Source organism: Paludibaculum fermentans, assembly GCF_051172195.1.
GTDB lineage: Bacteria > Acidobacteriota > Terriglobia > Bryobacterales > Bryobacteraceae > Paludibaculum > Paludibaculum fermentans_A.
Genome location: NZ_JBPJAQ010000001.1, coordinates 1,207,435 through 1,229,167, shown reverse-complemented (window position 1 = coordinate 1,229,167; position 21,733 = coordinate 1,207,435). Strand labels below are relative to the sequence as shown.

Here is a 21,733-nt window from a genome sequence, read left to right as displayed (position 1 = left end):
CGAGCAGTATCGACAGGATCCGGCCATCCCCACCCCACGAGCTCGGCTTTGGCCGGCCATCCTCGGGCTCTCCAATGAAAACGGCTTCGCCACTGTCGAAGCCCACGCTGAGACGCCTCAAGGAATACAATTCGCCTTGAAATCAGCCACCTTGTACACCAGAGGATAGCCATACACGAGAAAAAGGGCCGGAGCGTTGGCTCCGGCCCTTTCAGTTTGGTTTGACTTCCGGTTAGAAGGTGTACCGCATGCTCAACTGCAGATTGCGGCGGTCGTCGTTCTTGCCGGTGATCTTACCGAAGGTCCCGCTGTTCGGGTTGCTGTCGGCGCCGCCCCAGTTGGGGTGGTTGATCCAGTTGAACGCTTCAAACCGGAGCAGCAGGCTCTGGTGCTCGGTCACAGCGAACGTCTTGAACAAGCCGAGGTTCCAGTTCTGGAAGCCCGGGTTGTAGATGAGGCTGCGGAAGTAGCCGGACACAAACGTGCCGTTGGCGGGCTTTGCGAAGATCGAAGCGCCGCTGGCGTCCTTCGTGCGGAACCAGAAGGAGGAGTCGCTGGCCGCGGCGGCGAACTTCTTCTCGCCGTTGCCGAGTTGCGGGTCACCCACAACGTTCCAGATCTGGCTGCCGGAACCGGGGCCGACGCCGGCGAAATCGTCGCCAGTCGCCACGGTCAGGGGAGTGCCGGTCTGGAACTGGGTCACGCCGCTAACCTGCCAGCCGCCGGCGATCGCCTTGAGGGCGCGGCCGGAGTTCTTGAAGAACGGGAGCTGGTAGATGTAGTTGATTACCCAGATGTGACGCGTGTCATTGGTGCAGGCGCCCCACAGGTTGTGGACGTCGTAGGCGTTGGGCACGATGTCGCGCTGCGCGCTGCCGTCGTCCATGCACTTGCTGAGCGTGTAGCCCAAGCCATAGCTGAGGCCGTTCGAGAACCTGCGGTTGATGCCGAACTGAAGGCTGTTGTACTTCATGTTGGCGTCGTTGAAGGTCTCGCGAATCGGACCATAGCCGAGGTAGGGACGCAGGGCGTTGACGTTGATGGTCGGGTTGGCATACACCGCGCCGAGCGCCGTCTGGTTGATGTTCTTTTCGCGTTGCCCGTAGAGGCCGCGACGGCCAACATAGGAAGCGTCAACAACCGTATTGAAGCCGATTTCGCGCTCAACAGTCAGGTTCCACGTGTAGGACTGCGGCATGTGGAACACTTTGGCCTGCGTCGTGACGCTGATCGGGAAGCTCGCCAGGGAGCCGCCGCCCGGATTGTCCACCAGGCCGGTCGGAATCGAAGCGATGGGCTGCAACGGGGGGTTGCCGCCGAGGAACACCGAGTCGCTGACGCCGAGGCGCGTCGTGTACTTGCCGGCGCCGCCGCGGATCACGGTCTTGGGGTTCAACGAGTAAGCGATACCAATGCGGGGCTGGAAGTTGCCGTAGTCGATGTTGGAGTAGTACTTCGGCTCCTGGCCGCCACGGAACAGATACTGCAGGGAGGGGTCGGTCGCTGCAGGCACGCGGCCCTTGGCGGAATCCGGCCAGCTGCTGCCCGGGATCACGATGCCGTTGTAAGGATCACCGCTGCCCGCGATCGGATTGCCGTTCGCGGTATTAACAGTGACAGCCTTGGTCTTGTCGTAATACTTGGGATCGAACACGGTCATGTTGCCCCACAGAGAGTAGTAAGGCTGCACGATCGTGTGGCGGACGCCCAGTTCCAACTTCAACTTGTCGGTGACCTTCCAGGAATCCTGAACGAACCATTCGTACATGTTGCCGCGGTAGGGGGTGAAGCTGCGGGTGCCGATTTCGGCGTAGTTGTTGAACAGGCCGAGAGCAGTGTCGCCGAGGCCCACGCCGGAGCCACCGGTACGCGTGTTGCTGAACTCGAAGCGGCCGTTCTGGTTGTTGGTGCCGCCAGGAACGCCGTTGACGTTGATCTGGTCGTAGTCGTTCTGACCCGCACGCTCAAACGCGAAACCCGCTTTGATCGTGTGGTTGTTCAGAATCTTCGTGATGTTGTTGCTGATCGAGTAGATCGGGCCAGTGGAGTTCGAGGGGTAAGGAGTGCCCGTGTACTCGCTGAAGCCGGGGATAGCCACGGCCGGCAGCTTGTTCGGACGATCCTTGCCGGCGGGGTAGACATACGGATAGTTGATGCCGTAAGTCGTACGGTTGAAGGCCGCCGTGTCCGTCATGCGGATGAACACCTGGTCGCGGCTGGCCGTGATCAGGGTCTCGTTGATCAGGGTCGGGCTGAAGCTGTGTGTCCAGTTCAGCGAAGACGTCTGATTCGGACGGTCGAAGGTCTGCTGGGCGAGGGCGAAACCGGTCGGGAAGGGCGAAACGTCCAGGTAGTGGTACAGCATGGCGCGGAACTTGATCGAATCCCTCTGCGTGGGCAGGAAGTCGATGCCGATGCTGTCTTTGCGCTGGTCGGTCGGGTGACCGCCGACGCCAAACCAGTTGTTCGCGCCCTGGGGCACGGCAAGATTGGCAGCCGGATAAACGGCGAGCAGCGCCATTCCGTTCACGCTCTGGCGGTTCTTCGGGATGATGTTGCCGGCGAAGGGAGCGTTCCCGTTGGCCGGATCCTTGATGATCTGGGCCGTATTGAAGAACGAAGTGGGAGCCAACAACTCACTGTAGTCCCCAGCTTTCATTTTGGCCGTGGGCACAACCTTGAGGGTCGTGTCGTCGCGGCGGTACTTGGTCCATTCCTGCGACCAGGTGAAGAACAGCTTGCTGCGATCCTTGTTCAGCTTCCCGGGAATGAATACCGGGCCCGCGACGTTGTAGCCGAACTGGTTGTAGCGGAACGGAGCCACGAAGTTCGTAGCAGTGTTCCGGTTCCGGGACCAGGTGTTGGCGTCCAAAGCGGAGTTGCGGAAATACTCGTAGGCCGAACCATGGAACTGGCTCGTGCCGCTCTTGCTGACCACGCGGATCTGGCCACCGGCGGCGCGGCCGTATTCGGCCGTGAACGACGCGGTCATGATCTGCACTTCAGCAGTGGTGTCGAGATCGGCGGAACCGATCGACGTACCGTTGGAACGCGTACGAACTGCAACCGCACCGTCATAGGTGATCAGGTTGTCCTGCGTGCGCGAACCATTGATGCTGAGACCGGCGGTGTCCATTGCAAAGCTGAACCCGGCCAGTGAACCGCCGCGCACGCCTGGCTTCAACAGGGCGAGAAACACGGGGTTGCGGCCATTCAACTGCAAATCGCTGATCTGCTTGCCTTCCACAATGCGGCCGACAGCGCCGGATTCCGTCTGCAGGGCAGCCGCCGTGGCGGTTACTTCGACGACTTCCGAAGCCTGACCCACTTGCAACGCCACATCAAAACTGGCGGGCAGGTTGGGGTCGACCTTGTTGTCCTTGGATTCGTACTTCTTGAATCCGGCCGCCTCGACGGTGAGGGTGTACATGCCGGAAGGAATGGTCGGGATGACGAAATTGCCGGACTCGTTGGTCTTGACTTCACGAGTCAGGCCGTTGGCTTGGTTCTTGAGGGTGATCTTGGCGTTAGGTACTACTGCCGAAGATGGATCACGGACAACACCGTTTGCGGTGGAGTTGTCCGATTGTGCGAATGCGCCCAAACTGAGAACGCAAAGAAGCAGTGTCACCACTGCCACAGAACGCACATGGTTCATATAAGCTAACCTCCAGAAGACGAAATTGAAGCTTGCTTAGTATATCCTTGAGCACCGCTCCATAAGGGAGGTGCAACCGCTATCATATCGAAAGATAGATATCAAAGGATATGCTGAGATCTGTAACTCAAACCTAAATTGACCGTTTCATTCTGTTTGTTCGCCCGCTCAGCCGCGCCGTCCGCTTCATGCCAGTAGGCCCGTTCAGGTGGATCGAGACAACTGCGTCAACTCACCATCAAATCTGGACGTCTATGAACCGCTTCCGATTCGCCCTTTCCGGTGTCGCTTGACTTTCGCTGCGCCGCTGGCATACCTTAGCGATTTCCCAGCCACTCCACGAGAACGCTATGAGCAACCTGGAGAATCCAAACACCGTGATCGTGGACGAGTACCTCGAATCGAGCCTGGACAGTGTCGATTCCAGCGAGGAACGGGCCAAGGTCGTCGCCGAGCAGGTCGGCTTGCCCGAAGACGACGCGTATCAGGTCGGCTATGCTGTCAGGGAGGCCATGGTCAACGCAATTGTCCATGGCAACCGTTACAGCGCGAATAAGCGCGTGCACTTCGTACTCAGCCGTACGGAATCCTCCATCCAGGTCCTGATTGAGGACGAGGGAACGGGCTTCCAGCCCGAACGTCAGGCCGATCCGCTGGCGGAAGAAAACTTGCTTAGCCAATCAGGCCGCGGGATCATGATCATCCGTTCCTTCGTGGACGAGTTCGTGATTGAGAAGGGGGAGCACGGCGGTACCCGGGTTGTGCTCCGAAAATCGATTCCTCCGGGAACTTAGTTGCTGTTTGGGACTCCAATTGACGAGGGGGTATTAGAGAAGTGAGTGTAAAACTGACCACGCGCCAGGTTGGTGATGTGACTGTCATCGACGCCGCCGGCCGAATTACGTTGGGTGAGGGATCCTCCACCTTCCGTGACTCCATCAAGGATCTGACAACCAAGGGGCACAAAAAGGTGCTGCTCAACCTCGCGGACGTGAGCTACATCGACAGCTCCGGAATCGGCGAACTCGTGAGCGGCTTCACCACCGTCTCCAACGCCGGTGGAAATCTGAAGCTCCTGAACCTGACCAAACGCATCCACGATCTGCTGCAGATCACCAAGCTGTATACGATTTTCGAAGTGTTCGACGACGAAGCAAAGGGATTGGCGAGCTTTAACTAGCCAAGGCACAGGCCCTCGCTGAGCCGAATCCGGCAATGCCTGCCGCCAAGATCCGCAGTGTCATTATCGCCGAGGAGCTCGCGCTGTTTCGCGACGGCATCGCCGCGCTGTGCGAGCTCTCCGGCCGTTTTCAGGTTGTTGGCTGCACCTCGGATGGCGAGCAGGCCTGGAAACTTGTTCAGGAAAAGACCCCCGACGCCATCCTGGTCGATCTCCAGATCCCTCAACTGCATTCCCTCGAAATTGCCAAGCGCCTGACTGAGCCCGGCGACAGCGTCCGGCCCCCGCCCACCCGCTGCGTGATCCTCGCCATGCGCCGCGACCGCAAAACCGTCCTCGAAGTGCTGCGGGCCGGGGCTCAGGGCTACCTGCTCAAAACCAGTACCGGCGCCCAACTCGTCGATTGCCTGGAACAGGTCATCGAAGGCGGCATCTACGTGTCGCCCGCCGTCGACGTCCAGAGCCTCTTCGCCCCCGAGAAACGCGGCTTGGTCGAGGATCCCATCTCCCGCCTGAGCGCCAGGGAATTCCAGGTCTTCTCACTTCTCGTGGAAGGCGTGCGCGCCAAGGAAATTGCCGCCCGCCTCCAGCTCAGTCCGAAGACCGTCGATACCTATCGCTCTAACCTGATGAAAAAATTGGATATCCACGATATCCCCGGTTTGGTCAAGTTTGCAATCCAGCACCAGATCATCCCCGCCTGAGCTCGTTTGGACTCTGCCTGCCCGCCCAGATCCCAGCGGGTTTGGACCTGCGTGCTAAAATAAGAGTTTTGCTTACTGGAGTATTCTGTGGACCGCGTCACCAGACATGATTTGAAGACCGACAAGTTCGTCGAAGAAGTCGGTCAAACTGTACATTTCGTTGAGGCGCACCGCTCTGAGGCGATCCGCTACGGCGGCATCGCGCTGGCTGTCATCGTGCTCGCGGCGGGTGGCTGGTTCTTCTACCAGAGCCGGAAGGCTGAGCGCCAGGTTGCCCTGATGCACGCTGTTGAGACCTACAACGCGCCCATTATGCCCACGCCTCGCGACGGTGTGAAGTCATTCACCGCACAGGCCGACAAGGACAAGGCGCTGAGCAAGGAACTCAACGATCTCGCGACCAAGTACTCCGGCTCCGACGAGGCCGCCGCCGCGATTTATATGCTCGGGTTGAATGCCGCGGACGCGGCCAAACTCGACGAAGCTGAGCGGTATCTGAAGCGCGCGGCCGATGAGGGCGGCGCCGAATACGCCTCGCTGGCCAAACTGTCCCTGGCCCAGTTGTACGCCGGCACCGGCCGGCAGGCCGACGCCGAGAAGCTTCTCCGCGGGCTCATCGACAACCCCACCATGTTCGTCGCCAAGGATCAGGCCACTTTGGTCCTGGCTCGCATCATCGGGAAGAGCAAACCGGAAGAGGCCAAGAAACTGCTTGAGCCGCTGCGCACCGTCAACGGCCCCATCAGCCGCATCGCCATCCAAGCTATCGCCGAAATCTCTTCGGGGAAGTAAGCTGGAAGGGTGAGCCTGGAGCGGCTAAGATACCCGATTGATGCCCTGCGGGGCCGCCGGTATCCCGAGGCGCCGCATCGCTACCGCAACGAGTTCCAGCGCGACCGCGACCGTATTGTCCACGCCCGGGCCTTCCGCCGCTTGGAAGACAAAACCCAGGTCTTTGGCGGACGCCTCAGCGACCACTTTCGCAATCGCCTCACACACACCATCGAAGTCTCCCAAATCGCCCGTACGCTGGCCATTTCCCTGGGCTTGGCTGAAGACTTCACTGAAGCCCTCGCCCTCGCCCACGACATAGGCCATCCCCCCTTTGCCCATGCCGGAGAAGAAGCTCTCGATCGCTGCATGAGCGCGTTCGGCGACTCCTTCGACCACAACGTCCACGCCCTCCACATCGTCGAGAGTTTCGAAGTCCGCTATGCCCGCTTCCCCGGCCTCAACCTCACCTTCGAAGTGCGCGAGGGAATGGTCAAGCACTCCCGCGACTTTGCACCCGGCGAACGTGTTGAATTCGACGAGTATCTCCCCGGTTTGCGGCCGCCGCTCGAGGCGCAGCTCATTGATCTGGCCGATGAAGTCGCCTACAACAGCGCCGACCTGGATGACGGCCACGCCGCCGGGCTCTTCAACATGGACGACATCGGCGCCGCCCTGCCGCACTATGCTGAACTGGCCGCGGAGATCCAATTCCAGTTCCCGGGCGCCCCGGAAAAAGTCCGCTTCCAGGAAGTCCTGCGCCGCCTGATCGACCTCCTTGTCTCCGGCCTCATCGAGGGGACTGCACAGGCTGTGCAGTCGAGCGGGGCTGATTCCGTCCAGGACGTGCGCCGCCACCCACACCGCCTGGTCACCATGACCCCGGCCGCCGCCGACACCAATCGAGGTTTGAAGAAGTTCCTCTACGACCACGTCTACTCGACGCCCGCCCTGGTCGACGAACGCATCCGCGCCTGCGATGGCATTGAGCGTCTTTTCCAGTTCTTCCTCGACCACCCCTGCGAAATGCCGGAGGGTCATGCCGAACGCATCGGACTGATGCCAGCCCACCGCGTCGTCTGCGACTACATCGCCGGTATGACCGATGGCTTCTTCCGCCGCACCGCAGCCCGCCTGCTGGCCTGAGGCCTCGGTGCAGCGCCCGCCCTGGACCCCTGTTTACACTCCGTTTACCTGACTGCGCTATTCCTGATACCAGGCGCCCGGCTGTGCCGCTGGTTCCCCTCCGATGAGCAAAATCCTGGTTGTTGACGACGATCCGCATATCCGTGAGCTGGTCAGGATCTTCCTGGAACCGGAGGGCCTCGACGTCTTCGAAGCCTCCGATGGCTGTGAAGCCCTCGCCAGGCTCGAGACCGTGAAAGCCGACATGGTCATCCTGGACGTTATGATGCCCAACATGGATGGGTGGGAGCTCTGCCGCCGCCTGCGTCTGGCCGGTGACTTTCCCCTGCTCATCATCACGGCGAAGGGGGAAACCAGCCAGAAGCTCAAAGGCTTCCAGCTCGGCACCGACGACTACCTCGTCAAACCGTTCGAACCGGTCGAACTCGTCGCCCGCGTGAAGGCCCTGCTGAAGCGCTACCGGGTCGCCAGCTCCCAGACCGTGCAGATCGGCAGCCTCACCATGGACCGCAAGACCCACGAGGCGGCACTCTCGGGTCAGCCGCTCAATCTCCCGCTCAAGGAGTTCGAGCTCCTGTTTGAACTGGCGAGCTACGCCGGTAAAACTCTATCCCGCTCGAAACTGATCGAAGACATCTGGGGCTACGACTTCGAGGGCAATGAACGCACCCTCGACGTCCACATCAACCGCCTCCGGGAACGCTTTCCCGAGGCCGGGTCCCCCTTCCGCATCCGCACTATCCGCGGACTCGGCTACCGCCTGGAGGCAGCTTCATGAGAAACCGGCTGGGACTCCGCCACTGGTTCCGCAGCGTCGCCTCCCTGGCCTTCTTTGCGCTCGTGCTGTGCCTGGCGTTCTACATCACCGGCTTTGTCTATACCCGCACCGGCTGGCAGCCGCACGCGGTGCTGGCCTTGCTGATCAATGCCTTCCTCGGCATGATCCTGATGCTGGCCATCGTGGCCTTCATCGGCTTGGTGATCCATCGGCGCCACCGGACGAAGAACCCCTTGACTGTCATTACCGAAGCGTTGGGGCGAATCGCCACCGGCGACTTCACCACACGCCTGGACGAGAACCTGCGCTCGCACGGAGTGGTCGGCGAGTTGGTCCAGAGCGTGAACCACATGGCGACACGGCTCGACGAAATGGAGAAGTTGCGGCAGGAGTTCGTGTCCAACGTGTCGCACGAAATCCAGTCGCCCCTCACCTCCATCCGCGGCTTCGCAGCGGCCTTGCAGCGGGACAATGTCAGTGCGGAGGACCGTCTCCACTACCTCGAGATCATCGAAGCCGAAAGCCTCCGGTTGTCCAGGCTCAGTGAGAACCTGCTCAAGCTCGCTTCTCTCGATTCGGAGCAGACCAGCCTGACCACTACGTCCTACCGCCTCGATGTACAGCTCCGGAACCTGATCCTGGCCTGCGAAACGCAGTGGACCGCTAAGGACATCGAGATGGAAGTGGCGCTCGACGAGGCTGCCATCACAGCCGACGAGGACTTGCTCAGCCAGGTCTGGATCAACCTGATCCACAACAGCATCAAGTTCACGCCGCCCGGCGGCACCGTGCGCGTCGGCCTTCACCGTCAGGGCAGTCTCTGGGAAGTGCGTGTCGCCGACACCGGGATTGGCATCGCGGAGGAAGACCTTCCGCGCGTCTTCGAGCGCTTCTACAAAGCCGATCCCTCCCGCCGCCACTCCGCCGGAGGCAATGGCCTGGGCCTCGCCATCGCCAAACGCGTCGTTGAGATTCACAACGGTGCGATCACAGTGCGCAGCCAGCCCGGCGCCGGCACGGAATTCAGCGTCACCCTGCCCGCCGTGTAACATCCCAGCCTTGTTTAAATTCAGTTGATGTGCCGCCGCTAATCTGGTCCGCGGAGACCCAACATGCTGCATCCACCAGGCGTACACCGTTCCCACCGCTTCGCTGCCTCCCCAGAAAACGAGCCGCCCGTGCAGCTCTCATCACTGCCCTGGAAACGCCTGCTCGCTTACCTGAAACCCTACCGTGGACGCATGGCGGTGGCGATCCTGGCCCTGCTGGGTTCGTCCGCGCTGGGCCTCGCGTTCCCCATGGTGATCGTCCGCCTGCTCGACTCCGCCACACGCACCCACAACCTCTCTTCCCTCAACGGGCTGGCCCTCATGCTGCTGGCCATTTTTCTCACCCAGGCTGCGCTCTCGTTCCTCCAGTCCATCATGCTGGCCGTCATCGGCGAGAACATCGTCTGCGACCTGCGCACCACGCTCTACACCCACTTGCACCGCCAGTCGCTCGACTTCTACGCCGGACGCCGCGTCGGCGAAATCGTCTCGCGCCTCTCCAGTGACGTGACCCAGATGCGGACCGTGCTGACCAGCAACATCACCTCGCTGCTCAGCCAAAGCGTCTCCCTCATCGGAGCCCTCGTCATCGTTCTCTCCATCAACGTTCAGTTGACCTTGTTCATCCTGGCGCTGGTCCCGCCGCTCGTCCTGCTCGTGGCGGTGTTTGGACGGCGAATCCAGAAGTCCAGCACGGGCCTGCAGGATCATCTGGCCGAGTCCACCACCGTGGCCGAAGAGGCACTGCAGGGCATCCGCGTCGTGAAGAGCTTCGGCCGCGAACAACACGAGACCACACGCTACGGGGCCGCTGCCCGGCAAGCTCTATCCGCCTCCCTGCGCATGGCCTTCCTCCACTCTTCCTTCTCTTCGGTGATGATGTTCCTCGGCTTCGGCACCATCGCCGCCATCATGTGGTACGGCGGCCGCGAGGTGATCGCCGGACGCCTCTCCCTGGCCATGATCAACGGCTTCCTGATGTACGGCCTCATGATCGCCGGCAGTCTCGGCGGCCTCGCCGGCCTCTACGCCCAGTTCCGCGCCGCCATCGGCGGTGTCCAGCGCGTCTTCGAAATCCTCGATCTCCACCCCACCGTGCAGGACGCGCCGGGCGCCGTCACCCTGTCCGGCACGCAAGGCCACCTCCGCTTCGACAACGTGACGTTCCACTACGAACCCAACGTGCCCGTCATCAAGGGCATCACCCTCGACATCCCGCCCGGCGAGATTCTGGCCCTGGTCGGCCCCAGCGGAGCCGGCAAGAGCACGCTGTTCAATCTCATCCCGCGCTTCTACGATCCGGCAGGCGGCAGCGTCCAGCTCGATGGCCGGGACCTGCGCTCCGTCACGCAGCACAGCCTGCGCGAGCAGATGGCCCTGGTGCCGCAGGAGACCATGCTCTTTGGCGGCACAATCCGCGAGAACATTCTCTACGGACGGCTCGACGCCACGGAAGAGGAGATGATCGCCGCCGCCCGCTCCGCCAACGCCCACGGCTTCATCATGGAATTCCCCCGGCAGTACGAAACGGTGGTCGGCGAACGCGGAGCCAAGCTCAGCGGAGGCCAGCGCCAGCGCATCGCCGTGGCGCGCGCCCTTCTCAAGAACCCGCGCATCCTGCTGCTGGACGAGGCCACCAGCTCGCTCGACAACGATTCGGAAGGCCTCGTGCAGCAGGCCCTCAACCACCTCATGCAGGGCCGCACCACCGTGATCATCGCCCACCGCCTCAGCACCATCAAGGTGGCCCATCGCATCGCCGTCATGGATGGCGGCCGCATCGTGGAACTCGGCACCCACCGCCAACTCATGGCCCTCGATGGCCTCTACGCGCGCCTGTATTCGATGCAGTTTCCGGACAGTGCCGTGGCCATACCACCCGAACACTCAGAAGTCCGCAGGCTGCCGCCAGCCAGCATCCTGGCCCCCGTTGCGGCCGATTGAGGGCGGCCCGTCCGGCGGATCGCCGCTGCTACCCTCGAAATCCCGCCAGGTTCTGCTTCAGGTGCTCCACCGACCTCGTGCCGGCCAGAATCGCCCCGTCAAACGGAGTCGCCTGGATGGCCGCGAAACATTCGCGAATCGCCTGATTCCGGTCCTCCGCCTGCAATAGTTCGCCTTCGCCGAACGGCCGGTTGGTAAACAGCAACCGGCCCGTCTCACGAGCCCGTGCAATCGCCGGCCGCATCGCCTGGTTCCGCCGGTTGTAGGGGATCTGCAGGATCTGGAACAACTCGTTCGTGCAGGCGATCTCCACCGACTCCAGGTCCTTCACGCTGGCGCCCACCACCTGAACCCCCGCGGCCTTGGCCGCTTCCAGGGCCTTGATCGTGCCCGGCGCCCGCAGCACCTCCGGAGTGCTCCGGTGCACCTGCAGGATGTCGATCCGTCCCAGCCGCCGGAAACTCTCATCCAGGCTGGTCCTCAGCGCGTCGTAGCTGTGGTCGAGCACCGGCTGATTTGTCTCGAAGTCCCAGGATTCTCCGAACTTCGTGGCCACCACCAGCGAATCACGCTGCTCCGCCGTCAACTGCCGCAGAAACGCGCCAAACCGGATCTCGCTCCAGGCGTAGGATGGCGCTGTATCGAAGATCCGGACGCCAGCTTCATACGCGCCATTCAGGAATTCCTTCGCCTGTTCATCGTCCGGTACAGGCGAGGGTTTGAAGCCCCAGGCCCGGCCGATTTCCAGCAGGCCCAGCCCGAACTGCAACCCTGTCCACGGCACACTCATTCGGCTGTATGCTCCAGCAGATTCGAGACTTCCGCTTTCCTAACGCCATACACCCGCTTCAGCACGCGGCACAGCTCCTCGGCAAATCGCTGCGGGTGTTCGCTTTCGTCCAGGTCGACTTCGACCTTGATGTAGACATCGATGTTCTTCATCATTCGGATGGTACGATAAATCGGACGGATGGAACGCGTAACCTGCCACTTGTGCGAGTCGCGGCCCCCGCGCCGGTCCTGCCCCGCTTTGATGAAAGACATCTGCGCGGTCTGCTGTGGGACTGAGCGGGAGCAGACGATCGATTGCCCCCTGGATTGCGAGTATCTGCGCGAGGCGCGCAGCCATGAGAAACCGCCAGAGGTCGATCCCAAGACTCTGCCTCACCCTGAGATTGAACTCACCGCCAAGTTCATGGAAGAACAGCAGCCGCTGGCGATTGTCACCGGCCGGCTCCTGCTCGTTTCTGCCCTCGAAACCCCCGGCGCCAACGACTTCGACATGCGCGACGCCCTCGACGCCCTTGTCCGCACCTACAAGATCGCCGATAGCGGCCTTGTCTACGAGACCCGGCCCGTCAACGGCATCGCCGCCGCTTTGTCCGATCGCTTCCAGAATGAAGTGCACCAGTTCCGTGAACATGTAGCCGAGCGCGGCGGCTCGCACACCGTTCGAGACAAGGACCTGCTGGGCGTCCTGGTCTTCTGGCAGCGCACCGAGTGGCAAACCAATAACGGGCGCCGCAAAAGCCGTGCGTTCATCGAATCGCTCTACGGCCTGCTGCCCCCTCCCCCGGAGGAAGCGCAAGCTTGAAAGCCCGTCTCGTCGAGTCCGTTGAGATCGCGCCCGAGGTCCGCCACTTCACCTTCGCCGTCGATCCGTTGGAAACGCTGGACTTCACCCCCGGCCAGTTCGTCAGCTTCAGCCGCGACGTCCTGGGCAAGTCCATTACGCGAGCCTATTCCATCGCCTCCGCCCCCTCAGGCAACCGCTTTGAACTCTGTCTGAACCGGGTCCAGGACGGCCGCCTGTCGCCCTGGCTGTTCGAGATGAAGCCCGACGACACCATTGAGATGAGCGGCCCGCTGGGCTACTTCGTCCCCAAAGCCCCGCTGCGTGACGCTGTTTTTGTCGCCACCGGTACCGGCGTCGCCCCCTTCCGCTCGTTCCTTCGCTGGGCGCCCGTGCTCGCCGCCTCCACCAGCCTCACGCTCCTCTTCGGCACCCGTTCGGAAGAGGGTGTCCTTTATCGCCTGGAGTTCGAGGAACTCACCGCCAACCGCCCTGGATTCCTATACTTGCCGACTCTCACCCGGCCCGCGCCGGGCTGGGAAGGGCGCACCGGCCGCGTCCAGGCGCATCTCGACGAAGCACTCGCCGGACGCACCGATCTCGATGTCTACGTTTGCGGCCTCAAAGCCATGGTCGACGACGTCCGCGCCGCCCTCAAATCGAAAGGATTTGACCGGAAGCAGATCATCGTCGAGAAATACGATTAAAATCAATCTCATGGAATCCCCTGCAACCAGGTGGGCGATGCTGCTGACCGGCGCGGCCATCGTCTTCGGAGTCACGGTCGCAATCGGTCTGCGTTTGCTGCCCGAGCCGCACTCGGAGACCGACTACCTCGTCGTAGGCTCCATCGCCACTTTTGTCTCCCTCGGCGTACTCTTCGCCGTCCTCATCGCCACCTGGGTCAAGTCGCCTGAGATCTTCTTCAAACGCCGCAAAAAGGAGTCCGACGACCTTCCACCACCCGCCGACTCCACTCCCGGCGCCTAATCTTCACTTTGTTGATAGGCTTTGTGGCCATATGCTAGCCTGAGGCTAGTTCCCGCATGAGCACCATCCACATCGTCGGAGCCGGACCCGGCCGCGCCGACCTCCTCACGGTTCGCGCCGCCCGCATCCTTGCTCGCGCCGGTGCCGTCCTCTACGACCGGCTGGTCTCCCGCGAAGTGCTCGAAACCATCAATCCCGCAGCAGAACTCCACGACGTCGGCAAGGAAGAGGGTCGCCAGGAAGAGATCCAGCGCCACATCCTGGAACTACTGGAAGACTGCGGCCGCCGCCATGAAACCGTGGTCCGCCTGAAGGGCGGCGATCCCATGGTCTTCGGCCGTGGCGGCGAAGAATGGCGCTGGCTGGCCGCCCGTGGTTGGGATGTCGAAGTTACCCCCGGGCTCAGTTCCGCCATCTCTGTTCCCGAACTGGCTGGAATTCCAGTCACTTACCGTGGCATTGCGGGCGGCTTCGCCGTGGTCACCGGACACCGTCACCCCGCTGCTTGCCAGGAATGGTCAGCCTATGCCCATGTCGACACCCTCGTTGTGCTGATGGGCGTGGGCCATCGCGCGGAAATCGCCGCGTGCCTCATCGCCGCCGGCCGTGATGGGGATACCCCTGTTGCCTTCGTCGAGAATGGCTCCACCGCCCGGGAACGTGTCGTCGTCACCACCCTGCGCGCAGCCGGCGCCTGCGAGGTCAACTCGCCTGCCGTGATGGTGATTGGTGACGTGGTGAATCTGCGCGGCCAGCTAGTTCATCCGGCGCACTTCGACGCGGCCGTAGATCTCACGCGTCTGCTGCAGGTTGGCGAAGCTCACACCCGGCAGTCTTGCTGACGCCGTACCCGCCGCCACACCCCACCGCAGCGAATCCTTCGCATCCTTGCCGTCGTGAGCTGCCCACGCGTAGGCTGCGGCCAGCGCATCGCCCGCGCCAATCGGACACAGCGCATCGATCCTCGGCGGCACCGCTTCCCAGATCGCGCCATCTTCAAAGGCGCCCAGCGCACCCCGCGCACCCAGTGACAGGATCACGTTCTTCGCGCCCATGCCCCTGATTCGCTCGGCCGCCTCCTGGAAGTGGTTGCGGGTCAGTAACGCGCGATTCAGCAGCCGTTCCGCCTCCGGTTGGTTCGGTGTCACCACCGTTGGACCCTGCTCCAGCGCTGCTTCCACCGCGTCGCCATCCGTATCCAGCAGCGTCTTCACGCCCAGCTTCGAAGCCGTGTGGATCAGCCGCGCATAGAACTCGGCCGGTACCCCGGGCGGCAGGCTGCCACACAGCAACAGCCACGTCGCTTCCTTCATCCGGTGCCGCACGGTCTTCTCCAGCCGCGCCAGCTCCGGCTCGCTCAACGCCGGACCATGCTCGTTCAGCTTGATCGCCAGCCCGTTCTTGTCCGCAATCGTGAAATTCGTCCGGATCTCGTGCCGCACCCGCACAAACTCACACGGAAACTCGGCCTGGCTCAGAAACCCTTCCAGCAACTTGCCCGACTTCCCGCCGCAGATCGCAATTGCCAGCGTCGGGCCCCCGTAGCTGTGAATCACACTGGACGCATTGATGCCGCGCCCGCCCGCCGATTCCCGTGTCGACAGGATGTAGGCCCGGTCTTCGAAGACCAGGCGATCGACGGCAACGTTGCGGTCTATGGCTGGATTCGCGGTGAGCGTGAGGATCAAACCATCAGTTTATCGGAGTCTGACATCCGGATGCTACGCTAACTATTTGAGGAATCACCCCCAGTTCAGCGCCTACGCCGCCCTTGTGTCCGTATGCTTTTTCTGGGGTACCACCTATCTCGGCATCCGCATGGCGCTGGAGACGTTTCCGCCCGCCCTGCTGGTCGCCGTCCGCTTCACGCTCTCCGGCTCCATCCTGCTCATCGGAGCCCTGTTCATGGGCGCCCACATCCCGCGCGGCCGCGAACTGGCCCGCAGCGCCGGCAACGGCATCCTGCTGGTTGGCCTGGGCACCGGCGGCCTGGTTTGGGCCGAAACCATGATCCCCAGCGGACTCGCCGCCCTCATCATCACCATCTCGCCCTTCTGGATGGTCGGCCTCGACGCGATCATGCCGCCCCGCACCCCGCTGCATGGCCCCACCCTCCTCGGGATGGCCATCGGTTTGGGCGGAGCCGCGCTGCTGGTCGGCCCCGGCGCACTGGCTGGCGGAGCCGCCGGTCAGTACCTCATCCTCGGCTTCTGCATTCTCCAGGTCGGCTGTCTCTCCTGGTCCCTCGGTTCGATGCTGCAGCGCCGCCAGGAAACCAGGGCCCACCCCATCGTCTCTGGCGGAGTCCAGCAACTCGCCGCGGGCCTGGCCTTCATTCCGGTCGCCCTGTTCCTGCAGGGACCCGTGCACTGGTCCACGAGAGGCATCTCGGCCACCCTTTACCTCGTCACCTTCGGCTCCATCATCGGCTACTCCAGCTATGTGTTCGCGCTCGACCGCCTGCCCGTCTCCATGGTCTCGCTCTATAACTACGTGAATCCGCTGGTCGCCGTCTTCCTGGGGTGGGTCTTCTACCGCGAACCGTTCGGACTCCGCGAAGCCGTGGCCATGCTCATCATCTTCACGGGCGTAGCGGTGGTGAAACACGCCGAGGCGCGGCGCAGGAAGTTGGCTTAGGCCTTCCGGTTCTGGCCGAACTTGGCGCACAACGCGCCGCCCAGCGAACACAGCACGGTCAACAGGAAGAACTGCAGAATCAGCGTGAACACGATGGACAACCCAAACGTCGCCGGGTCGTTCATCACCTTCTGGAGCTGCGAAGCGGCGTCCGGTGGCAGGCCCAGGCCCGCGGCACTTTCCTTGTACGCCTTCATCAGTTGATCGCTGCCGGCCAGCGCGGCCATCCCCAGGGTGAAAAATACAGTGGTGATGACGAATGTGAACACGCCGGTGATCCAGCCCATCCGCGCGCCGTTGGCTACCGTAAGCCCCGCACCAGTTCTACGCCGGTACAGGAACACCGCATAGTAGCCGCCGCCACACAAAACGATCGGCATCATGATCGGCCCCGCGACCGCCGCGGACAATGTCATCAGCAGTTGGACGATCGCCGCCGCCAGGAATCCCACCCGCACAGCGACCCCATTGTGGAAGTTGATTTCAGCCGGTGTCGCCGGGGCAACCTGGATCAGGATCGGTTGCTCTGCCGGCGCCGCCTCCACCGGGATCTCGCCCGGCTCCGGTTCCGGCGCTTCCGCCACGCCGATGTCGTCTCGCAGCGGGCGGCCACAGCGGTGACAGAATTGAGAATCCGGCAGGAGCTTCGCTCCGCAGGTGCAGTAGCCTTCCACCCCTTCAGTGTCCCGTAGTATCGATGGCAGCCGCAAGGCGGGCTTTATACTGAGGCTAGGCCCGGCGCGAGCCGGGGCTCAATCCCTGGGAATGGAGAGTTGATGGCTGGACATACGATCCTGGTGCTGAATAGCCCAACTGCCCGGCATTTGACGCTGCTTGACCGCCTGCCCTCCGGCTGCCGCATCGTGGCCGGCGACACCGCCGAAGCCTTTGCCAACGCCGCGCCTGAAGCCGATATCCTGCTGGTCGGCGCGGTCAGCCGCGAGGTCGTCGAACAGGTCTGGTCCCTGGCGCCGCGCGTCCAGTGGGTTCATTCCATGTGGGCCGGTCTCGAGACCCTGCTCTTCCCCGCGCTCATCGAGAGCAAGGTCACCCTCACCAATGGCCGCGGCGTGTTTGCCCGCTCCCTCGGCGAATTCGCCATCGCCGGCATGCTCTGGTTCGCCAAGGACATCCGCCGCATGCGCCGCCAGCAGCGCGAACGCCGCTGGGAAAAATTCACCATCACTGAACTTCATGGGGCCTCCCTCGGCGTCATCGGCCACGGCTCCATCGGCCGTGCCGTCGCCTCCCTCGCCAACGCCTTCGGCATGCACGTCCACGGCATCGGCCGCCGCCACACCCGCGAGGAGTTCGAAAAAATCCTCCAGCGGTCCGACTACCTGCTGGTCGGCGCGCCTCTCACCCCCGATACCCGCGGCATGATTGGCGAAACGGAACTGCGCCTCATGAAGCCCGAATCCGTGCTCATCAACCTGGGCCGCGGGCCCGTTGTCGACGAACCAGCCCTCCTCCACGCCCTGCGCGAAAACTGGATTCGCGGCGCTGTTCTCGATGTCTTCGACGAGGAACCGCTGCCCGAGGATCACCCCCTCTGGGCCCTCGACAACGTCCTGCTCTCCCCGCACTGCTCCGACAACACCGCCACCTGGCTCTACGATGCCATGGAGCTCTTTCTCGAGAATTATTCATTGTTTGCCCAAGGGGAACCATTGAAGAACATCAGCGACAAGAAGGCGGGCTACTAATGGCCGCCATCACCCTCGACGACATCCGCGCGGCCGCGGCCCGCATCGCGCCCATCGCCCAGAAGACGCCCATCTGGACCTCCCGCAGCTTCGACGATCGAGCCGGATCCGAAGTCTTCTTCAAGTGCGAGAATCTCCAGAAAGGCGGCGCCTTCAAGATCCGCGGCGCGGCCAACTTTCTCTACTCGATGACACCGGAACAGCGCGCCAAGGGCGTCGTCGGCTTCTCCTCCGGCAACCACGCCCAGGCCGTAGCTATCGCTGCCCGCATCCTGGGCGTGCACGCCACGCTCATCATGCCCGACGACGCGCCCAAGTCCAAACTGGCGGCCACCCGCGCCAATGGAGCCACCGTCATCACCTACGACCGTCTCAAGGAATCGCGCGAAGCCATCGGCCGCAAGATCTCCGAGGAGACCGGAGCCATGCTCGTCCCGCCCTTCGATCACCCCTGGATCGTCGCCGGAGCCGGCACCTGCGCCCTGGAGATCATGGAGCAGGTTCCCTCGCTCGACGCCCTGGTCGTCTGTCTCGGAGGCGGGGGACTCCTGTCCGGCTCCGCGGTAGCCGCCAAGGCGCTCAATCCCGCCATCCGCGTCTTCGGAGTCGAGCCCGAGTTGGGGAACGACTACTGGCTCTCGCGCCGCGAAGGCCACCCCGTGGAGATCAATTCACCGCCTACTATCGCTGACGGCCTGCGCACCACTAAGCCCGGAGCGCTCAACTTCCCCATCATCCAGGAACTCGTGGAAGACGTCCTCCTGGTGACTGAGGACGAGATCAAGGAAACGACCAAATTCGTGATGACGAGAATGAAGCTGGTAGTGGAACCCAGCGGAGTAGTGGGCGCCGCCGCCGTACTCCACAAGAAACTGCCCTCCGGCCTGAACCGTGTAGCCGTGATCCTCAGCGGCGGCAATGTGGATCTGGAAACCCTCGGCTCTCTCTGATTCAGCGCGCTAGACTGTGTGTGTCCGCCCGCCCGAGCGGTGCCGTGTCAGTATGAGCCTATCCACCCAAATCCGGCGAGTCGCCATCAAGGACTACAAGAGCATCGCCCATTGCGATGTGAACCTGGGCCCCCTGACGTTCCTGGTAGGCCCCAACGGCAGCGGCAAAAGCAATTTCCTGGACGCGCTGGGGTTTGTGGCGGACGCGGTGCGAAATACCTTGGACTCTGCAGTGCGCAGGCGCGGCGGATTTCGCGAAATCGTGCGGCGGTCGTTCGAAAACCCGGACCGATTCGCCATCCGGCTGGACGTGGACAGACAACCTGACAACGAGTTGAAGCTAGAGATCGACCTCCATTTTGAGTACTTCCTGGAAGTGGGGCTCCGCGAGCATGGCGGCCCCATCGTCCTGTGTGAGGAGTGCAAATGGTGGTCGAAGGACTCCGAGTTGGAGACCGGGCACTTCCGAGTGCAAAGCGGACAGGTCGTGGACTCCAGCTTCCCGTTGCCCCCCCAGGCTTCGAGCCACCAAATCTACCTGGTGACAGCGTCCGGCGATCCTGATCTGGCCATCCTCTACCGGATTCTGTCCCTGATAGCGTCCTACAATCTCACTCCCGGCAGCATGCGCGAGCCCCAATCGGAAGGGGACGGTGAGGTGCTGATTGGGGATGGCAGCAATCTTGTGGCGTCCTGGTCGAAGATGCTCCGCTTCGATCCTGATCGCGCGCAGCGAGTCATGGAGTTCTTCCGGTTGGTGGTTCCGGCGGTGGAGAGGATCAGGCCGGTTTCGGTTGGCATGAAAGAGACGCTGGAGTTCCTTGAGCGGGTCCATGGCGGTAAGGAAACCCGGGAGTTTTACGCCTCCAGCATGTCAGATGGCACCTTGAGAGCCCTGGCAATTTTGGTTGCCCTCCTTCAGGAAGGCTACGATGATCGCATCAGGGCGCTGGTCGCAATTGAGGAGCCCGAGATCGCGCTTCACCCCGGAGCTGCCGAAGTCCTTCTCGACTGCCTGCGGGAAGCCTCCCTCACCAGACAGGTTCTGGTCACGACACATAGCCCTGATCTTCTCGATAGAAAAGACATTCCCGTCGAGTCAATTCTGGCCGTCTCTGCGGACGATGGAGAAACCCACATCGCCCCCGTCGACAATGCAAGCAGGCAGGTGATGCACGAACGCATGTGGACCGCAGGCGAACTCATGCGGATTAATCAATTGGATCCCGATACCACTTGGAACCCAGCTACATCAGCACCGAATATGAGGTTGTTCTCATAGCCGTGTCCAGCGCAACCATTGTTCCGATCGTTGAAGGCCAGGGCGAAGTCGAGGCAGTGCCGATCCTGTTGCGCCGGCTGTCCGCGGAGCTCTGCCCCTCCTTGCATTTGAAGGTCGAAAAGCCGATTCGCAGTAGTCGCGACAAGATTGTGCTGCCTGGGAAACTTGAGGCCGTCGTTGCGCTTGCCGCCGCGAAATTGCAGGGCCCGGGTGCCATCTTGATTCTGCTCGATTCCGACGGGGCCTGTCCTAAAGAACTCGGACCTTCACTGTTGACGCGTGCAAGAGCAGCGCGGGCGGATAAACATATTCGAGTAGCCTTAGCTCACCAGGAGTACGAGGCTTGGTTCTTGGCCTCTGCTGACTCGTTAGCTGGGAAACGCGGATTCCCCAACGATTTGCAGTCTCATCCAGAACCCGAAACAGTGCAGGGCGCCAAGCAGTGGCTGTCCAAGAAAATGCTTGGCTCTTCCATTTACTCCCCAACTGTCGATCAACCTGCACTCACCTCCATTTTCGAGTTGAACCTGGCACGCCGTGCACGCTCCTTTGATCGCTTCTATCATGTCTGTGAAGATCTCTTTGCATCGCTTCTGGTTGAGCAGGGGCACCAACAGGAGGACCCCACCTAACCCATGAAACCCCGTCCCCCCGTCACCGCCTCCGTCCGCTTCCGCGAAAAGGCCGCTGAACTCGCGCAACTCCCCCTCGACCAGGTCTTCACCACCATCCACGACACCAACCTCTGGGGCGCCGAAGAGTCCGTCTCCGGCCTCGGCTCGGAAGACTCCGCCACCCTCCACCTGCGCACGGAACTCCCCAAACTCCTGGCGGATCTCGGCGCCGAGACCTTCCTCGACATCCCTTGCGGCGACTTCGGCTGGCTCAGCAAAGCCGACTTGCCCGTCCAGCGCTACATCGGCGCGGACCTAGTCGACACCCTCGTCCAGGCCAATCGCGCCCGGTTCGCCGGCCAACCCGGCAAGGAGTTCCTCCGCCTCGACCTCTGCGCCGACCCGCTTCCGCGCGCCGACGTCGTCTTCTGCCGCGACTGCCTGGTCCACCTCTCCCTCGCCAACATCCAACGCGCCCTCGCCAACCTCCAGCGCAGCGGCTCCACCTGGCTGCTCACCACCACGTTCCTCGAATGCGAACACAACGCCGACATCCAGGACGGCGACTGGCGTATGTTGAACTTCGAACTGGCACCCTTCCATTGGCCGGCCCCGGCCAGGATCCTGGTGGAAGGTTGCACTGAGGCGGGCGGCGGCTACGAAGACAAAGCTCTCGGTCTCTGGAAGCTCGCAGATCTCCAAAGCGCCTGACAGCAGGGACACGAAAGGGCCGGCTTCGACACCGGCCCTT

Annotated in this window: 23 protein-coding genes; 18 read left to right on the top strand and 5 right to left on the bottom strand. The window is 62.4% G+C overall.

All coding sequences use genetic code 11. The features are described from left to right. Positions 1–232: 232 nt before the first annotated feature. Positions 233–3,658, bottom strand: a complete 3,426-nt coding sequence (locus tag ACR9Y2_RS05030; RefSeq protein ID WP_435039964.1) for a carboxypeptidase regulatory-like domain-containing protein — start codon at positions 3,656–3,658, stop codon at positions 233–235. A gap of 350 nt (positions 3,659–4,008) precedes the next feature. Between ACR9Y2_RS05030 and ACR9Y2_RS05025 the strand changes: the two genes are divergently transcribed. From ACR9Y2_RS05025 to ACR9Y2_RS04990, 8 genes are all read left to right on the top strand, one after another. Then, positions 4,009–4,452, top strand: coding sequence for an ATP-binding protein (locus ACR9Y2_RS05025; RefSeq protein WP_435039963.1), 444 nt, complete (start codon positions 4,009–4,011; stop codon positions 4,450–4,452). Between the two features lie 41 nt (positions 4,453–4,493). Beyond that, complete coding sequence (locus ACR9Y2_RS05020) at positions 4,494–4,838, top strand: STAS domain-containing protein (RefSeq protein ID WP_194447676.1); 345 nt, start codon at positions 4,494–4,496, stop codon at positions 4,836–4,838. 35 nt (positions 4,839–4,873) lie between these two features. Then, positions 4,874–5,542: a response regulator gene (locus tag ACR9Y2_RS05015; RefSeq protein ID WP_435039962.1), complete on the top strand. Its 669-nt coding sequence runs from the start codon at positions 4,874–4,876 to the stop codon at positions 5,540–5,542. Positions 5,543–5,629: 87 nt separating this feature from the next. Beyond that, positions 5,630–6,334 (top strand): tetratricopeptide repeat protein, encoded by a 705-nt coding sequence (locus tag ACR9Y2_RS05010; protein WP_435039961.1) that lies wholly within the window; start codon positions 5,630–5,632, stop codon positions 6,332–6,334. Between the two features lie 9 nt (positions 6,335–6,343). Next, positions 6,344–7,459 (top strand): deoxyguanosinetriphosphate triphosphohydrolase family protein, encoded by a 1,116-nt coding sequence (locus ACR9Y2_RS05005; protein WP_435039960.1) that lies wholly within the window; start codon positions 6,344–6,346, stop codon positions 7,457–7,459. A 103-nt stretch (positions 7,460–7,562) separates the two neighbouring features. Further along, complete coding sequence (locus ACR9Y2_RS05000; protein ID WP_435039959.1) at positions 7,563–8,237, top strand: response regulator transcription factor; 675 nt, start codon at positions 7,563–7,565, stop codon at positions 8,235–8,237. After that, positions 8,234–9,286, top strand: coding sequence for a sensor histidine kinase (locus tag ACR9Y2_RS04995; protein WP_435039958.1), 1,053 nt, complete (start codon positions 8,234–8,236; stop codon positions 9,284–9,286). The genes ACR9Y2_RS05000 and ACR9Y2_RS04995 overlap by 4 nt, the downstream gene beginning before the upstream one ends. A 129-nt stretch (positions 9,287–9,415) precedes the next feature. Beyond that, on the top strand, positions 9,416–11,230 hold the full coding sequence (locus ACR9Y2_RS04990) for an ABC transporter ATP-binding protein (RefSeq protein WP_435039957.1): 1,815 nt from the start codon (positions 9,416–9,418) through the stop codon (positions 11,228–11,230). Positions 11,231–11,258: 28 nt separating this feature from the next. Here the strand turns inward: ACR9Y2_RS04990 and ACR9Y2_RS04985 are convergent, their stop codons facing one another. After that, positions 11,259–12,020, bottom strand: coding sequence for an aldo/keto reductase (locus ACR9Y2_RS04985; RefSeq protein WP_435039956.1), 762 nt, complete (start codon positions 12,018–12,020; stop codon positions 11,259–11,261). After that, positions 12,017–12,274, bottom strand: a complete 258-nt coding sequence (locus tag ACR9Y2_RS04980; protein WP_435039955.1) for a hypothetical protein — start codon at positions 12,272–12,274, stop codon at positions 12,017–12,019. Before ACR9Y2_RS04980 ends, ACR9Y2_RS04985 begins: the two co-directional genes overlap by 4 nt. On the opposite strand from ACR9Y2_RS04980, the gene ACR9Y2_RS04975 reads away from it, so the two are divergent. From ACR9Y2_RS04975 to cobA, 4 genes are read left to right on the top strand one after another with little or no spacing between them, the layout of a single operon-like run. Continuing rightward, positions 12,264–12,824, top strand: a complete 561-nt coding sequence (locus tag ACR9Y2_RS04975) for a hypothetical protein (protein ID WP_435039954.1) — start codon at positions 12,264–12,266, stop codon at positions 12,822–12,824. The genes ACR9Y2_RS04980 and ACR9Y2_RS04975 overlap by 11 nt on opposite strands. Then, on the top strand, positions 12,821–13,510 hold the full coding sequence (locus tag ACR9Y2_RS04970; RefSeq protein WP_435039953.1) for a ferredoxin--NADP reductase: 690 nt from the start codon (positions 12,821–12,823) through the stop codon (positions 13,508–13,510). The genes ACR9Y2_RS04975 and ACR9Y2_RS04970 overlap by 4 nt, the downstream gene beginning before the upstream one ends. Positions 13,511–13,520: 10 nt before the next feature. Further along, complete coding sequence (locus ACR9Y2_RS04965; RefSeq protein ID WP_435039952.1) at positions 13,521–13,793, top strand: hypothetical protein; 273 nt, start codon at positions 13,521–13,523, stop codon at positions 13,791–13,793. Positions 13,794–13,849: 56 nt separating this feature from the next. Beyond that, positions 13,850–14,635, top strand: coding sequence for a uroporphyrinogen-III C-methyltransferase (gene cobA, locus ACR9Y2_RS04960; RefSeq protein ID WP_435039951.1), 786 nt, complete (start codon positions 13,850–13,852; stop codon positions 14,633–14,635). On the opposite strand, the gene ACR9Y2_RS04955 is transcribed toward cobA, so the two are convergent. After that, a complete protein-coding gene (locus ACR9Y2_RS04955; RefSeq protein ID WP_435039950.1) occupies positions 14,549–15,481 on the bottom strand; it encodes a 1-phosphofructokinase family hexose kinase in 933 nt (310 codons plus the stop codon). The two genes, cobA and ACR9Y2_RS04955, sit on opposite strands and share 87 nt — an antisense overlap. Positions 15,482–15,527: 46 nt before the next feature. Here ACR9Y2_RS04955 and ACR9Y2_RS04950 point away from each other — a divergent pair, with 46 nt between their 5' ends. Next, entirely contained in the window at positions 15,528–16,430 is a 903-nt protein-coding gene (locus tag ACR9Y2_RS04950; protein ID WP_435039949.1) for a DMT family transporter, read from the top strand. On the opposite strand, the gene ACR9Y2_RS04945 is transcribed toward ACR9Y2_RS04950, so the two are convergent. Further along, a complete protein-coding gene (locus ACR9Y2_RS04945) occupies positions 16,427–17,140 on the bottom strand; it encodes a zinc ribbon domain-containing protein (protein ID WP_435039948.1) in 714 nt (237 codons plus the stop codon). The two genes, ACR9Y2_RS04950 and ACR9Y2_RS04945, sit on opposite strands and share 4 nt — an antisense overlap. A gap of 66 nt (positions 17,141–17,206) precedes the next feature. Between ACR9Y2_RS04945 and ACR9Y2_RS04940 the strand changes: the two genes are divergently transcribed. Genes ACR9Y2_RS04940 through ACR9Y2_RS04920 form a run of 5 tightly spaced genes read left to right on the top strand, consistent with a single transcriptional unit; the run spans position 17,207 to position 21,693 of the window. Next, positions 17,207–18,136: a D-2-hydroxyacid dehydrogenase gene (locus tag ACR9Y2_RS04940; RefSeq protein WP_435039947.1), complete on the top strand. Its 930-nt coding sequence runs from the start codon at positions 17,207–17,209 to the stop codon at positions 18,134–18,136. Beyond that, entirely contained in the window at positions 18,136–19,086 is a 951-nt protein-coding gene (locus ACR9Y2_RS04935) for a pyridoxal-phosphate dependent enzyme (protein WP_435039946.1), read from the top strand. The genes ACR9Y2_RS04940 and ACR9Y2_RS04935 overlap by 1 nt, the downstream gene beginning before the upstream one ends. Before the next feature lie 52 nt (positions 19,087–19,138). Then, complete coding sequence (locus ACR9Y2_RS04930; protein ID WP_435039945.1) at positions 19,139–20,368, top strand: AAA family ATPase; 1,230 nt, start codon at positions 19,139–19,141, stop codon at positions 20,366–20,368. Beyond that, the gene (locus ACR9Y2_RS04925) at positions 20,323–21,000 is read left to right on the top strand and encodes a DUF4276 family protein (protein WP_435039944.1); all 678 of its coding nucleotides are present in this window, start codon (positions 20,323–20,325) and stop codon (positions 20,998–21,000) included. Before ACR9Y2_RS04930 ends, ACR9Y2_RS04925 begins: the two co-directional genes overlap by 46 nt. A 3-nt stretch (positions 21,001–21,003) precedes the next feature. Next, on the top strand, positions 21,004–21,693 hold the full coding sequence (locus tag ACR9Y2_RS04920) for a class I SAM-dependent methyltransferase (protein WP_435039943.1): 690 nt from the start codon (positions 21,004–21,006) through the stop codon (positions 21,691–21,693). Positions 21,694–21,733 lie beyond the last annotated feature (40 nt).

What these genes read in the sequence shown, in the direction of transcription:
- ACR9Y2_RS05000 (WP_435039959.1), top strand. Translation starts at nt 7,563, where the DNA reads ATGAGCAAAATCCTGGTTGTTGACGACGATCCGCATATCCGTGAGCTG.
- ACR9Y2_RS04980 (WP_435039955.1), bottom strand. Translation starts at nt 12,274, where the DNA reads ATGTCTTTCATCAAAGCGGGGCAGGACCGGCGCGGGGGCCGCGACTCG.
- ACR9Y2_RS04940 (WP_435039947.1), top strand. Translation starts at nt 17,207, where the DNA reads ATGGCTGGACATACGATCCTGGTGCTGAATAGCCCAACTGCCCGGCAT.
- ACR9Y2_RS04965 (WP_435039952.1), top strand. Translation starts at nt 13,521, where the DNA reads ATGGAATCCCCTGCAACCAGGTGGGCGATGCTGCTGACCGGCGCGGCC.
- ACR9Y2_RS04920 (WP_435039943.1), top strand. Translation starts at nt 21,004, where the DNA reads ATGAAACCCCGTCCCCCCGTCACCGCCTCCGTCCGCTTCCGCGAAAAG.
- ACR9Y2_RS04995 (WP_435039958.1), top strand. Translation starts at nt 8,234, where the DNA reads ATGAGAAACCGGCTGGGACTCCGCCACTGGTTCCGCAGCGTCGCCTCC.
- ACR9Y2_RS04935 (WP_435039946.1), top strand. Translation starts at nt 18,136, where the DNA reads ATGGCCGCCATCACCCTCGACGACATCCGCGCGGCCGCGGCCCGCATC.
- ACR9Y2_RS04985 (WP_435039956.1), bottom strand. Translation starts at nt 12,020, where the DNA reads ATGAGTGTGCCGTGGACAGGGTTGCAGTTCGGGCTGGGCCTGCTGGAA.
- ACR9Y2_RS05025 (WP_435039963.1), top strand. Translation starts at nt 4,009, where the DNA reads ATGAGCAACCTGGAGAATCCAAACACCGTGATCGTGGACGAGTACCTC.
- ACR9Y2_RS05030 (WP_435039964.1), bottom strand. Translation starts at nt 3,658, where the DNA reads ATGAACCATGTGCGTTCTGTGGCAGTGGTGACACTGCTTCTTTGCGTT.
- ACR9Y2_RS04930 (WP_435039945.1), top strand. Translation starts at nt 19,139, where the DNA reads ATGAGCCTATCCACCCAAATCCGGCGAGTCGCCATCAAGGACTACAAG.
- cobA (WP_435039951.1), top strand. Translation starts at nt 13,850, where the DNA reads ATGAGCACCATCCACATCGTCGGAGCCGGACCCGGCCGCGCCGACCTC.
- ACR9Y2_RS05015 (WP_435039962.1), top strand. Translation starts at nt 4,874, where the DNA reads ATGCCTGCCGCCAAGATCCGCAGTGTCATTATCGCCGAGGAGCTCGCG.
- ACR9Y2_RS04975 (WP_435039954.1), top strand. Translation starts at nt 12,264, where the DNA reads ATGAAAGACATCTGCGCGGTCTGCTGTGGGACTGAGCGGGAGCAGACG.